Origin of the sequence: Kyrpidia sp. (genome assembly GCF_023512215.1) — a bacterium.
Classification (GTDB): Bacteria; Bacillota; Bacilli; order Kyrpidiales; family Kyrpidiaceae; genus Kyrpidia; species Kyrpidia spormannii.
In genome coordinates this window covers 42,565-56,008 of record NZ_JAILZZ010000005.1, presented here as the reverse complement: position 1 = coordinate 56,008, position 13,444 = coordinate 42,565, and the positions used below count along the sequence as shown (strand labels likewise).

The window sequence follows — 13,444 nt, the reverse complement described above, 5'->3', positions numbered from 1 at the left end:
AGGGCAAACCATATGAAGGAACTCGCCACGCCAAGCAAAACGGCTATGAGCAAGGTTCGAACCGGCGTATCGAAGACATCCCGGCTCCCGGTGGCCGGGGCGAGGATCAGGACCCAAACGGCCGCCAAAAGGGCCGTCCGCAGGAAAAATTGTCGGAAAGTCATGACTCGCCGAGCCCTCGGTTCCGAGAGGACTCAGGACTCGGCGGGCGGGCCGGGTCGCGTGCTTGTATCCCGTCACCATCGGGGGATAGATCCTTTGACAGACTTTTTTCGCGCTCTCCGGTACCGCTGGATTGGACGCCAAGCTGCAGGTCTTCACGTTCCGCAGACCCTGCATCTCGCGAAAAGGTTTCGGCCCATACCATAAGACGCCGCAACGCGTCGGGGTCGCCGGCGGGGATGCGGGCACGGCACTGGACCGCTTTCTCACCGAAGGAGTCTACCCAAAGGTCCGTTCCCGGCCCGGCCAAGGTCCGGAGTTTTTCCCGGGCGGCGGACAGGGGACAATGGTACGGGAGCCCGAGGGTGAAGGTGCTGTAGGCTGTGTCTTCGGAATGAATGGTGACGGCGGCCACCACGGCGGTGGAGTTCGGGAGAACCCGGGTGATCTCCCCATCCCGCAGCACCGTATAAAACAGGTTCAATTCCTCGACGACACCGGTGTACTCTGCGCCGGAGAACATCCAGGAACGGCAGGTAATGCGCTGGCCGAGCGTATAAGGTCTCAAGGTCATGATCACGAGGCCCGCCAGAATATTGGCCAAGGTGGACTGGGCTGCGATTCCGACGATGACGCCGGTCACCGCGCCGCTGACCAACAGACTGCTGACCGAGGTGTTGGCCATGCGGAGGCTGAACACCGCCACGAATAAGTACGCAAATCCCGTCAGGACGTTGACCCCGAGGTTCCACATGCTGGCGTGTCGGGGCGTGTGATAGACGATGCTCATGAGGATGCGCCGCATGCGGTTCACCAGGAGAAAACCGATGACAACCCATAACACCGCCGTCCCTGTGGAAAAGACGGTGCGGTATTCCTTGGCGAGTCGGCTGGTGACGAGATCTGACCCGATTTCCAGCAGGATGGCCAATACAATGAGGAGAAAAAAGGCGACAAAGGTCTGTTTCCAAGGAAATCTAGATTTTTCCTGAGAATCGAGGGTCATCGATCAGGGACCTCCTCTCTCACCCGCAGGGCACCGCATGGCGTTTGAACGGTGGATGCCCGGTACGGCACGGGTCTATTCTAGCAAATCGTCCCGGGGGTTCTCAAAAACCAAACGGGATTCTACTTGGTGGAAGGGGGGTCAGGGCTTTGATTCTCGTACGAAGGCGGTGCGGTCGTATCGAAGATGCACCGTTTTTTGCGAGATTCGGCGAGATCTTTACATAAGTTTTAAAGTGGGTTCATGTTGCGTTTAGATCGGATCGCTATACTTGGGGTCGAAATGATAAGAAGGAGGAGCGCACAGGATGCAAATTGTGAAACGGGTTTGGAAGCCCTTTGGGGTCCTGGCTCTTACGGCCACCCTGTTAGCTGGGTGCGGAAGCAGTGCCACCCCGGGCAACACCAATCAAACCGGTGGCGGTCAGGCCAGGGTTCAGCTGACCGGTGCTGGATCGACCTTCGACTATCCGTATTTTTCTAAGGCCTTCGCGGAATACAAAAACGCCCATCCCAATGTGGAAGTCAACTATCAGTCCATCGGGAGCGGGGGCGGAATCGAGCAGTTCACCAAGAAGTTAGTGGACTTTGGTGCCACCGACGTGCCGCTCAACAAAGATGAATACGCGAAAGCCAAAGCGTCGGGTGGCGATGTGGTGGAGATCCCGGTGGCTCTGGGTGGTGTGGCCCTGGCGTACAATTTGCCGGACGTCACCCAACAACTGAAGATGACCCCGGATGTTGTGGCGAAGATTTTCCTCGGCAAGATCAAAAACTGGAATGATCCTGCGATCCAATCGTTGAATCCCGATGTCCAGTTGCCGAACCTACCGATCACCACGGTTCACCGATCTGACGGCAGTGGGACGAACTATATCGTGACCGACTACCTGAGCACGGTGAGCCCGGAGTGGAAGTCCTCGATTGGCAAAGGTAAATCGGTTCAGTGGCCCGGCGGCCTCGGCGCCAAGGGGAACGAAGGCGTAGCCGGCCAGATCAAGCAGACCACCGGTGCCTTCGGATACGTGGAGCTGGCTTACGCGCTGGAGACCAAGATGAGTTATGTGGCCCTGCAGAACAAGGCGGGCAAATACGTGGCTCCGACCTTGGAATCGGTGACGGCGGCGGCCTCCCAGTTCCCGAACGTCAGCGCGGATAACTTCTCCATCGTGAACGCGCCGGGAGACGGCAGTTATCCCATTGCCGGGTACTCCTGGGTACTGCTCTGGAAAGACCAGCAAGACGCCAACAAAGCCAAGACTTTACTCGACGTGATGAAGTATGTCGTGACGGATGGGCAGAAGCTGGCGACCACCATTCAGTATGCTCCCCTGCCGCAAAATGTGCAGGAGATGGCGGTGGGGCTGTTGAAGCAGATCCAGGCAGGCGGCCAGCCGGTGATGCAATAACGATCGGACGCCTGGGGAGGGTGTCGGCAGCCGTGACCGGTGCCCATGCGGGGCGTGCGGCGGACGGGCGGGAGGACGTTCCCGTTCGTCCGCCGTTTTTTTGGCTGCGAACACCGCTTGGCCTGAAGGTTCTTTCGCTTTGACGTTGACGTCATCTTTGGCGCGGGGTGGTCAGGGTGCAATGGGGTAAGGGGTTTTCGTCGCTACGCTGGCGGTTGTCAGCAGTGACTGGTCTTTTGCTGCTGGTTGCACTGGGATGCTTGGGCGTTCTCTCGGTCATCTTGGTCAAACACGAGGCCCAGCAAAGAGCGGCGGAGGAGACCACACAGATTGTCGGTCTGTTGGTGCAGTCGGGGAGAGAACTTCAAGGTGTGGCGGTACAAAGGGCGAATCAAGGCTATCAGCAAGCCAGCTTTTTGATCTCGCGCCTGCGGGCCGATCAGGGAGCCCCGGCGGCCCGGGATGACGGCCTTTACTTCGGCAAAGAAAAAGTAAGCGGCAATGAACAGTTCTTGGCCCAGCTCACCCAGTTTACGGGTACCGATGTGAGCATCGCCGTGCGACGGGGGGATTCTTTCGTCCGGACGCTCACCTCGTTAAAAGACGGCCAGGGACGGGTGTTGGGAGAGGCGCCCCTGTCTCCCCAGGAACTGCAGTCTCTGAGCAAAGGGGCCTACTACTCCGGAGTCGTCATGATTCAAGGGCGGCTGTATCAAGTGTACGACATGCCCCTGGCGGATGATCGAGGGAATGTGGTGGGCGCCATCGGTATTGAGGTCGCCCTGCAACCGTATATGGACCGGCTGGCCGATCATATCCGGAGTGTACATATCGGTTCCCGGGGATACGCTTTTGCGGTGAAGGCGGGCGATGGGGCCACAGGCGGTCAGGCCCCGACTTTTGCGGTCCCACCCAGCGGCACGCCCACGTCCGGCGGCGATGGTTCATGGTTGCAAAAGATGGTGCAGACCGGTCGCGGAACGATGGAATACCAGTGGGCTGCGCCGGGGGGAGGGGTTGAACCGCATTTTGCGGCCTATGATACGGTTCCCGACTGGGGTTGGGTCATTGCTGCTGGCGGGCCGGTCTCGGATCTGACCCAGGGGGCCGCGGTGTTGGAGCGGACGTTGATCGTTTCCACCGCCATGCTCTTGGTGATTTCGATGGTGCTCAGTGCCTTGACCGCCGGAGGGTTGGCCCGGCCGATTCAGCTGGCCGCCCGGGGGATTCGCCGGGTGGCCCGGGGGGAACTGCGGCTCTCTGATATGGAGAGAACGAGAATGAAGAGGACAGCTCTGCGGAAGGATGAGGTGGGGGACCTTGCTAGGGGGTATCTGGTCATGGTGGAAAAGATGACTCAGGTATCCGGTCGCCTCCGGGAGGCGGCCCACACTCTGGGTGCAGGAATCGGTCGGGCGAAGGGCAGTACCTCCACGGCCGAGGAGGTGGCGGTTAGCCTTTCCCTGTCCACGGAACAGATCGCCGCGGGTGCAGCTCATCAGGCGGAGCAGGCGGCCCGGGCCCGGGAGGAACTGGAGGTGCTGGCCCAGCTTTTGGCTGGCTGGGAGGCGCAGTTCCGCGGAGTGGTGAAACAGTCCGTCGAAGCCCGGGGCGTGGCCCAGGACGCCCGAGCGGTCATGGAGGCCTGGGAGCGGAGTTGGGAGAATCTCGTGGCAAAAATGGAAGAAGCGGGAGCTCGGGTGGGCCGTCTGGCCGACCACAGTCTGGTCATCTCCGAGGCGGTGGACCTGGTGAGCAGATTGGCTCGCCGGACGGAACTTCTCGCGCTGAATGCCGGGATCGAGGCCGCCCGGGCCGGGGCTGAGGGTCGGGGATTCGCGGTGGTGGCGGAGGAAATTAGAAGTCTCGCCGAACAGAGTCGGGACAACGCCGCCCAGATTCAGCGGCGGGCGGCGGAGGTCGGGGCGGATGCCGCCGAAGCCCGCCAGGCGATGGAGGAGAGCCGTCGGGGTTTGGTTCAAGGGGTGGAGACGGCAGGACGGGCTAAGGGGGCGTTCGATCAGGTGGTGTCAGCCCTCGGCGGGATAGCGACTCGCATCGAAGAGATGGCCGGCGCCCAGGCGCAGATGGCGGTCGCCCGGGAGTCCATGGTGGAAAACATGCGAGGGGTGCTGGAGGTCGCCCGGGAGACGTCGGCGGCCACCCAAGAGCTATCGTCGGGGTTCGGGGAGCAGCACCACTTGTTCCGCTTATTGAAACAGGAGATGAAAAATCTGGAAGGGCTTGGAGAGTCCTTACTCGATGTGATCTCGTTTTGGGGATTGCAGAACACGTCCTTATCGAAGCCGTCCGCGTCTCCCCCGGATTCCGAGAATGAGCAACAAACGGGGTCTGAGCCGGACTCCGGGGCGGAGGAGAATGAGGCGGCTTCTCGAGAAGTCCCCTCCGGAAAGATCGAGGTGCCCGAGCCGGGCTCCGGAGGGTCCGCCGGGCCCGCCCCGGTTGAGGAGCCGGGAGCGCTCGTGGCTAGAACCTAGCCGGCGAGTGCCGAGGGCCCGGAAAGTATGGAAGGGCCCCCTTGTCACCTACTCATCCTCCTCCGGGTCATCCCCCGGCACCGCCCTCCCGGTGATCAATTTGTAACCGACCCCACGGACCGTTTTGATCAATTGGGGGGAAGCGGGGTTCGGCTCGATCTTGTTTCTCAAGTGGCTGATGTGCACATCCACCACCCGGGTGTCGCCCGTGTATTTAAATCCCCAGATATGATCGAGGAGGGTGTCCCGGGTGACCACTTTGTCGGCATGTTCAGCAAGATGGTGCAGCAGTTGAAACTCTTTCAAGGTCAGGGAAACTTCCTGCCCGAATACGGTCACGGTATGTTTGGCCAAATCGATGATGACGGGTCCTGCGTGGAGCACGTCCGCACTGCGCCGCTCCCCGTCGCCGGACAGTTGGTACCTTCGGAGGACGGCCCGAATCCGGGCCGCCAATTCCCGGGGCCGAAAGGGTTTGGTGATGTAGTCGTCGGCGCCCATCTCCAAGCACAGGACCCGCTCCACTTCGTCGTCCAGTGCGGTCAGAAAAATAATCGGGATCGTGATTCCTTCTTGCCGGAGAATTTTACAGATGTCCAATCCACTCATGTCTGGAAGCATATGATCCAGAATAATGAGGTCCACCGGCTCCCCCTCCCGAAGGCGCTGAAACACCTCCTCGGGGTGGGTTGCGGTTTCGGCCACATATCCGGCTTTTTCAAGATGAAACTGCAGGACCGCGAGGATCGCTTCTTCGTCATCGACCACCAGGATTCGCTCCACCTCGGCCAGCCTCCCAGAACGAAACGTGCTTGTGTCTTCTTATTGTAATGGTTTTATGTTGTCTCGTTGTGAGATTTGTATAGATGGTCTGTAAAATTGTATTTACCCAAGGTTCACATTCGGTTCATGATCTATTTACGTTTGTTCGATAGACTAAAAGCAGTGTGCCGCCGGCTGTGCACGGTAGGTGGCGGCGCGGGGAGGAATGGTCATGGACGCCTTGCCGGCTGCGGGTGAGGTCAAAATCGATGTGGAACAATTGAATCTGTTCTATGGATCGGCGCAAGCGTTGTTCAATGTATCGATGGGCGTCCACCGGAGGGCGATCACGGCCCTGATCGGCCCGTCCGGGTGCGGAAAATCGACGTTTCTCCGCACGTTGAACCGAATGAACGACCTGATTGCCGGGGTGCGTATCACCGGAACGGTGCGAATCGACGGGATGGATATCTACGGGCCGCGCATTGATGTGGTGGATTTGCGAAAGCGGGTGGGGATGGTGTTTCAGCGTCCAAACCCGTTTCCGATGTCGGTATACGACAATGTGGCCTACGGGCCGCGCATCCACGGTACCCGGAGCAAGAAGAAGCTGGACGAGATTGTGGAGCGTTCCCTGCGCCGGGCGGCCCTTTGGGACGAGATCAAAGATCGACTCCACGAGCCGGCCCTGGGTCTTTCCGGGGGTCAGCAGCAACGACTGTGCATTGCGCGACTTTTGGCGGTGGAACCGGAGGTGGTGCTCATGGACGAGCCGACGTCCGCCCTGGACCCCATTTCTACTCTTCGAATTGAAGAATTGATTACAGAACTAAAAGAGAGTTATACTATTATGATCGTAACCCATAATATGCAGCAGGCGGCCCGGGTGTCGGACTACACGGCGTTTTTCCTGAATGGTGAACTGGTGGAGGTGAATCGCACGGACGAATTGTTCACAAAACCCCAGGATAAACGTACGGAGGACTACATCACCGGCCGCTTCGGCTAAAGGAGGCGACCGTGGTGGATACGCGCAGCGGGTTTCACGAAGAGTTGGAGTCCCTGGAGCAGAGTCTTTTGGCGATGGGCGGGCTGGTCAGCCAGGCTGTGCGCGATAGTGTAACCGCCTTAAAAGAACTGAACCAGTCTTTGGCGGAGCAGGTGATCGAACGGGATGACCAGCTGGATGACATGCAGGTGGAGATCGAAAACCGCTGTTTGCGCCTCATCGCCCTGCAGCAACCGATGGCCGGTGACCTTCGGACCATCGGGACGGTGCTGAAAATGGTCACCGATCTGGAGCGGATGGGGGACCACGCGGTCGACATTGCCCGGACGGCGCTGAAATTGTCTGGAGAAACGCTGATCAAGCCCCTGATCGACATTCCGCGCCTGGGGGAGATCGCCCAGGAGATGCTGGGCATCGGCCTCCGGGCGTTTGTGGACCGGGATGCCGATCTGGCCCAGACGTTGGCCGACCGGGATGACGATGTGGATCACCTGTATAGCCAGATTTTTCGAGAACTCCTGGTTTTGATGATCGAAGATCCCTCCACGATTCGCCAGGCAACCCAACTCCTGTTTGTGGCCCAGAGCTTAGAGCGGGTGGCGGACCACATTACGAACATCGGGGAATGGACCATCTACATGGTGACGGGGGAGCGTCGAGACCTCAACCTGTGATGGGACGCTAAAGGAAAGGATGTCGAGCGGTGGGACGACTGCGGTTCTTGTCGCGCCAGGCCGACACGTGGTTTCGGATCGGCGTGTCGGCCATGGCGATCCTTTTGCTTTTGACGGCAGCAGCTCTCGTGGTGTTGCTGGCCATCCAGTCGATGCCTTCGTTCCGCGAGTTTGGACTGGGCTTTTTTATCGGGCGGCAGTGGGATCCGGTAAATAATGAATTCGGGGCTCTGCCCTTTGTTTACGGCACCGTGGTTACATCATTGATCGCCCTGGTTTTGGTGATTTTCGTGGGTATCGGATCGGCGATTTTTCTGACCCAGTACCTCAAGGGATGGCTGTCATCGGTGGTGGGCTTTATCATTGAGCTTTTGGCGGCAATCCCGAGCGTGGTATACGGGTTATGGGGGATTTTTGCCATTGCGCCGTGGATGCGCACCAGTGTGGAGCCGTGGCTCGGGGCGCACCTGGGATTCTTGCCCTTGTTTCAGGGGACGCCCTACGGGGTGGGGCTGCTCACGGCCGGGTTTATCCTCGCGATCATGATCCTGCCGACGGTAACCTCCCTATCCCGGGATATCATGGCTGTGGTTCCCTCGGCGATCAAAGAAGGGGCGCTGGCCCTGGGCGCCACCCATTGGGAGATGATTCGTTCCACGGTGTTGCCGTATTCATGGCCGGGGATCATCGGCGCCTTAATGTTGGGGCTCGGAAGGGCTCTCGGGGAGACGATGGCGGTGACGATGGTGATCGGCAACCGCCCGGAGGTATCCGCCTCCCTGTTTGCACCGGGTCACAGTATGGCGAGCGTCATCGCCAACGAGTTCACCGAGGCCACATCCCATCTCTATCTTTCGGCTCTCTCGGAGATCGGGTTTACGCTTTTTATCGTGACGGCCCTGTTTAGCCTGTTGTCCCGTTGGCTGGTGGTCCGGTTGATGGCCCGGGCCGGAAGGGAGGTTTGAATGTGGGGAGGCGCTTGCGACGAAAGGTGGCCAATGTCCTGGCTGCACTCATCAGCGCCCTGATGGTCATTCTGGCGGTCATACCTCTGTTTCACGTGTTGTTTTACGTGCTCGGGAAGGGGTTGCCGGGGTTGTCGTGGACATTTTTCACCAATATCCCCGCACCCACGGGGGTGCCCGGGGGAGGTATGGGCAACGCCATTCTCGGCTCGCTCATTCTGGTGGCCATCGCGTCATTGGTCAGCGTGCCCCTGGGAATTGGGGCGGGCATTTTTCTGTCGGAGTGGGGGAGGGGGCGCCTGGGGGATTTGGTGCGCTGGGTGGCGGACATGCTGTCCGGGGCTCCTTCCATCGTGGTGGGGCTATTCATCTATAGTATTGTCGTGATCCCCATGCAGGGGTTTTCGGCCCTGTCCGGAGGACTTGCTCTGGCGGTGCTCATGATGCCCACCGTGGCGCGAAGCACGGAGCAGATGCTGCGCATGGTGCCGGTGGCGCTGCGGGAGGGGTCGCTGGCCCTCGGGGCGAACTGGGCGCAGACGGTGTGGCGGGTGGTCATGCCCGCGGCCAGGAGGGGAATTTTGACCGGCGTGATGCTGGCGGTGGCCCGGGTGATGGGGGAGACGGCGCCGCTGATCGTCACCGCCTTCGGCAGCGGATTCTGGCCGTCGAGTATTTTCAAACCCATTGCCGCCGTGCCACTTCAAGTGTTCGTGTACGCGATTTCGCCCTATCCGGACTGGCAGCAGCAGGCCTGGACCGGGGCTTTGACCTTGGTGCTGATCGTGCTGGTGATCAACATTGTGGCAAGGGTGGCGCTCAGAGACCGGATGGGTGTCGGACGGTAAAGCGGGGGACAAGCCGCGGCGGCACGTGATACACTAGGAGTGAGGAGAGTACCGTGCGGCGAGGAGCGGTGAGCATGGGCAATGTATTGATCGTCGATGACGAGCCGGCCATTGTCGAGCTCGTGTCCTGGCACCTCAAGAAGGCGGGGTATGCGGTGGACACAGCGGAGAGTGGTGAGGAGGCGGATCGAAAGGTCCGGGAGGGAAATGTGGACCTGGTGGTCCTCGATGTAATGCTCCCCGGGATGGACGGCTTGAGTTTGTGCCGCAGTTGGCGAGACGACGGGATTGGAATTCCGGTGATTTTTCTTACAGCCCGAGATGACGAGGTGGACCGGGTGTTGGGGCTGGATCTGGGCGGGGACGATTATGTCACAAAGCCGTTTTTGCCCCGGGAGCTGGTGTCCCGGGTGAAAGCGGTTTTGCGCCGGGCAGCTGCCGGTTCCCATCGCCAAGGGGGGGCGAGCCACGAGATTCGTGTCGGAGATATGGTGATTTGGCCCCAGGAGTACCGGGTGGAGGTGGCGGGGAAGCCGGTGCAACTCACCGCCCGGGAGTTCACACTGTTGACGGTGATGGCGTCGAAACCGGGGAGGGTGTGGACCCGGGACGAGTTGCTCGATCAGGTGTGGGGCTACACTTATGCCGGCGATACCCGGATTGTCGACGTCATAGTGAGCCACCTTCGGGACAAAATCGAAGAGAATCCCAGAAAGCCACGGTATATCACTACGGTTCGGGGTGTGGGTTACGGGTTCGGAGGGAGCCTGGAATGGGGCGATCGTTAAGTCGCCGGCTGGTGGTGATGGGATTCGTCCTGTCGGCTGTGGCCGGGCTGTGGACGGGCCTTTGGGTGGTGCGCAGTGAGGTGCGGGGCTCGATGATCGAGATGCAGGGCATCGCCGCCCGGGAGGCGGCACTGGCGGCTCAGGACGCGAGTATGCGCTGGTCCGAGCCGGTGAGGCTGATCGGATGGGCCGAGCAGACTGCTGGGTTGCTCGATGCGATATGCCGGGTGTATGGCCCCGATGGGCGGGTAATCGCGTCTTCCGGGGGAACCGGGGGTTCGGCCGATTCGAACGCAGCCGCCCAGCTCGGGCCTGGGGTGGAACTGAACCGGGCTTTGGCCGGCGAGACGGCCACCGATGTCCAGCAGAATCCCGTGGGCCGGTTGGTGGTGCGGGCGGCGTCGCCAGTCCGGGCGGGGGATCGCATCCTGGGGGTCGTGTGGCTGGAGACACCCTTGGCCGAGGTGGTGGCCCCCTTTGGCGCGTGGTGGGCTTGGCTGCTGGGTCTGGGGGTCAGCGTTGGTTTGGGAGTGGCGTGGTCGGCGGTGGTAGCGAGGAATATCCGGACCGAGTTGCTCCAACTCAGGCGGGCAGCGGCGGATTGGGCCCAGGGGCGATACCACGGGCTGCCCTTTCGACGCAAGGATGAACTTGGCCAAGTGGCCGAGGAGTTGGCCGAGATGGCCTCTGCCTTCCAGCGCTCGACGGAGGATCTGGCCATGAGTGTGGAGAAACTTCACCTGGAAAAGGACCGGCTGGAAATCACGATGCAACATCTGGTCAGCGGGGTCATGGCCCTAGACGGCCGAGGTCGGGTGGAGTGGATTAATCCGGTCATGGCCGAGTTGATCGGGGAGCAGCGGGTGATCGGTCGGCGGTTCTGGGGGATTCAAGCGTTCCAACCGATCTATGCGATGATTGATCAGGCGGTTCGCAACGGCGAGGGGGGCCGATACGACGGGGTGTTCGGCCCGGCCCGCCGGGAGGTGGAGGTGCACGTGGTGCCGATCCCCCGGATCCCAGGCCAGGGGCAAGAGGCCGGATCGACAAAGGATGTGGGTCGATCTGAAGGGAGGCACTTATCCGGCGGAAGCAGTTTGTCTGGCGGGGCCGTGGTGATCATTCACGATGTGACCGAACGTCGAAGGCTGGAACAGGTGCGCAAAGAATTTGTGACCAATGTTTCCCATGAACTCAAAACCCCGGTGACCGCCATTTGCGGACTGGCAGAGACCGTGGTGGAAGAGGATTTGGCCCCTGAGGAGCGAAAACATTTTCTGGAGTTGATCAATCGGGAGGCCCGGCGACTGGAACAGCTGGTCCGGGATCTGTTGGATCTTTCCCGGCTGGAGTCCCACCTGACCACGCTACACCGGAGACCGGTGGATCTGGCGGAGATGGCCCGGGATGTGGTGCAGGATTACGGGTATGCGGCGGAGCAAGCCGGGTCCCATCTTTATTTGGACAAAGAGGGCGATTGCCGGGCCGAAGTGGATCCCGACCGGGTGAGGCAGGTACTGAGCAATTTGATTGACAATGCGCTAAAATACACTCCAGCCGGAGGGCGGGTGGATGTCCGGGTCGTGGGCACGGATCCCCGGGAGGTCAAGGTGGAGGTCGCCGACACGGGGGTTGGAATCCCCCCCGAAGACCGGGACCGGGTGTTTGAACGCTTCTACCGGGTGGATAAGGCCCGGTCTCGGGCCACGGGCGGCACAGGGCTGGGGCTCGCCATCGTTAAACATGTGGTACAGCTTCACGGAGGCCGGGTGGGAGTTGAAAGTGAAGTGGGGAAAGGGAGTCGTTTTTTTGTTCAATTCCCCCGCCGGTGGCCTCCGGACAGTTTACCCTGACAATGGCCGAGGAACGGAGTGGGGCCGGGGGTTCGAGGGTGTGCGTCGGGCCAGGAAGCCGGGACGGGCTCTTGGAGGCGCTGCCCGGGGCGCAGTATAATGGGGGTGCAGGGATGGAGAGACGACCTTTTCACGTGGTGCTGGTGGAGCCGGAGATTCCTCCCAACACCGGGAATGTTGCACGCACGTGTGCGGCCACGGGAACGGTCCTTCATCTGGTCCGTCCTTTGGGATTTGAGGTGGATGATCGCCACCTGCGTCGGGCGGGGTTGGATTATTGGCATTTGGTTCACGTTGAGTACCACGATCGGTTTGAAGAACTGCTGGAACGACACCCGGAGGGGCGCTTTTTTTATTTTAGTACCAAGGGGAAGCGTCACTATGCCGAGGTGAGGTATCAGCCCGGGGATTTTCTGGTGTTTGGAAAAGAAACCCGGGGGTTGCCCGATGCTTTGTTGGAGCGATTTCCCGAGCAAACGGTGAGGATCCCCATGCGTCCGGACATTCGGTCATTAAATCTGTCGAACTCTGTGGCTTTGGCGTTGTTTGAGGCGCTTCGGCAGAACGGTTTTCCGGGTCTCGTGTGAATCCGGGTTCACGAAGTGGCAAAAGGGGGGGCGCCTGTGTCTGAAATCGATTTGGCGGAGTTTGCGGTGATCGGGGGCTCCAGCACCTTTTCGTTGCATTTTCCAGAGGATGTCGAGGCGGAAGACGTACAGGTGCTCAAAAGCGGAGTGCGTTTCGACACCCCGTACGGTCCCGGGCCGGAGATGAAATTGTTTACGCTCGGGGACAAGCGAGTTTGGACGGTGAAGATGCACGGCTGGCGCCCCGAGGAAGGGTTACCTAGGGGCCAGGCCTCTCAACAACTGTTTTGGATTCTCGGCCAGGCCGGAGTGCGCAAGGTGTACGCCGAGGGTGGAGTTGGAGCGTGCAATCATTTGCTGGATCTGAGGGATGTGGTCATTCCCGACGACTACATCGACCAGTCCATGCGCAAAGATGTGGGGTTGGGGGGCCCGTATCTATTGGTGATGCGCCAGCCCACTTGTCCCCACGGCCGACGGCGATTGGCCCGAGCTGCCCGGGATGCCGGCCTTGGCCGGGTGTTCGAACGCGGGGTGTACGCCAACACCGATGGGCGTCATTTTGAAAGCGTAGCCGAAGTACGGGCTCTGCAGATGATGGGGGCAGACGTGATCGGGCAGAGCATGTGCCCGGAGGTGTACCTGGCCCGGGAGATCGGTGCCTGCTACGCCCGGGTCGACCTGGTGGTGAATTATGCCGAAGGGGTGGTCCGGGATTGGCGGCACGAGGAATTGCGGGACTTGTTTTTTCAAGAAGCCCGGGCGGTGGGCCGGATTCTGCTCGACGCGCTGCGCGAAACGCCTCTCGATGAAGATTGCGGATGCCGGGACCTGCGAAAGGATACCCTGCTGACGAAGGAAAACATCGGAAAGGGGCGATAGGG

The 13,444-nt window shown here is 60.5% G+C and carries 12 protein-coding genes; 10 read left to right on the top strand and 2 right to left on the bottom strand.

The window, feature by feature from the left end:
- Nucleotides 1-160 precede the first annotated feature (160 nt).
- Nucleotides 161-1,168: a mechanosensitive ion channel family protein gene (locus K6T64_RS03560; RefSeq protein WP_100668425.1), complete on the bottom strand. Its 1,008-nt coding sequence runs from the start codon at nucleotides 1,166-1,168 to the stop codon at nucleotides 161-163.
- Between the two features lie 307 nt (nucleotides 1,169-1,475).
- On the opposite strand from K6T64_RS03560, the gene pstS reads away from it, so the two are divergent.
- Both pstS and K6T64_RS03550 read left to right on the top strand, forming a co-directional pair.
- Nucleotides 1,476-2,576 carry a phosphate ABC transporter substrate-binding protein PstS gene (gene pstS / locus K6T64_RS03555; RefSeq protein WP_100668424.1) on the top strand — a complete coding sequence of 367 codons (1,101 nt, stop codon included), beginning with the start codon at nucleotides 1,476-1,478 and terminating at the stop codon, nucleotides 2,574-2,576.
- Between the two features lie 176 nt (nucleotides 2,577-2,752).
- Nucleotides 2,753-5,074, top strand: a complete 2,322-nt coding sequence (locus tag K6T64_RS03550) for a methyl-accepting chemotaxis protein (RefSeq protein ID WP_288008579.1) — start codon at nucleotides 2,753-2,755, stop codon at nucleotides 5,072-5,074.
- A 48-nt stretch (nucleotides 5,075-5,122) separates the two neighbouring features.
- Here K6T64_RS03550 and K6T64_RS03545 read toward each other — a convergent pair whose 3' ends face one another.
- Nucleotides 5,123-5,857, bottom strand: a complete 735-nt coding sequence (locus K6T64_RS03545; protein ID WP_288008578.1) for a response regulator transcription factor — start codon at nucleotides 5,855-5,857, stop codon at nucleotides 5,123-5,125.
- 211 nt (nucleotides 5,858-6,068) lie between these two features.
- Here K6T64_RS03545 and pstB point away from each other — a divergent pair, with 211 nt between their 5' ends.
- The 8 genes from pstB to K6T64_RS03505 all read left to right on the top strand — a co-directional run bounded on the left by pstB (nucleotide 6,069) and on the right by K6T64_RS03505 (nucleotide 13,442).
- The gene (pstB, locus tag K6T64_RS03540; protein ID WP_100668421.1) at nucleotides 6,069-6,845 is read left to right on the top strand and encodes a phosphate ABC transporter ATP-binding protein PstB; all 777 of its coding nucleotides are present in this window, start codon (nucleotides 6,069-6,071) and stop codon (nucleotides 6,843-6,845) included.
- A 14-nt stretch (nucleotides 6,846-6,859) separates the two neighbouring features.
- Nucleotides 6,860-7,519 carry a phosphate signaling complex protein PhoU gene (gene phoU, locus K6T64_RS03535; protein ID WP_100669500.1) on the top strand — a complete coding sequence of 220 codons (660 nt, stop codon included), beginning with the start codon at nucleotides 6,860-6,862 and terminating at the stop codon, nucleotides 7,517-7,519.
- 29 nt (nucleotides 7,520-7,548) lie between these two features.
- Complete coding sequence (gene pstC, locus K6T64_RS03530; protein ID WP_100668420.1) at nucleotides 7,549-8,484, top strand: phosphate ABC transporter permease subunit PstC; 936 nt, start codon at nucleotides 7,549-7,551, stop codon at nucleotides 8,482-8,484.
- A gap of 2 nt (nucleotides 8,485-8,486) precedes the next feature.
- On the top strand, nucleotides 8,487-9,332 hold the full coding sequence (gene pstA, locus K6T64_RS03525; protein WP_288008577.1) for a phosphate ABC transporter permease PstA: 846 nt from the start codon (nucleotides 8,487-8,489) through the stop codon (nucleotides 9,330-9,332).
- A gap of 74 nt (nucleotides 9,333-9,406) precedes the next feature.
- On the top strand, nucleotides 9,407-10,120 hold the full coding sequence (locus tag K6T64_RS03520) for a response regulator transcription factor (RefSeq protein ID WP_288008636.1): 714 nt from the start codon (nucleotides 9,407-9,409) through the stop codon (nucleotides 10,118-10,120).
- Complete coding sequence (locus tag K6T64_RS03515) at nucleotides 10,105-11,973, top strand: HAMP domain-containing sensor histidine kinase (RefSeq protein ID WP_288008576.1); 1,869 nt, start codon at nucleotides 10,105-10,107, stop codon at nucleotides 11,971-11,973. The genes K6T64_RS03520 and K6T64_RS03515 overlap by 16 nt, the downstream gene beginning before the upstream one ends.
- Nucleotides 11,974-12,086: 113 nt before the next feature.
- Nucleotides 12,087-12,560: a tRNA (uridine(34)/cytosine(34)/5-carboxymethylaminomethyluridine(34)-2'-O)-methyltransferase TrmL gene (gene trmL / locus K6T64_RS03510; RefSeq protein ID WP_100668415.1), complete on the top strand. Its 474-nt coding sequence runs from the start codon at nucleotides 12,087-12,089 to the stop codon at nucleotides 12,558-12,560.
- Between the two features lie 36 nt (nucleotides 12,561-12,596).
- On the top strand, nucleotides 12,597-13,442 hold the full coding sequence (locus K6T64_RS03505) for an MTAP family purine nucleoside phosphorylase (RefSeq protein ID WP_288008575.1): 846 nt from the start codon (nucleotides 12,597-12,599) through the stop codon (nucleotides 13,440-13,442).
- Nucleotides 13,443-13,444 lie beyond the last annotated feature (2 nt).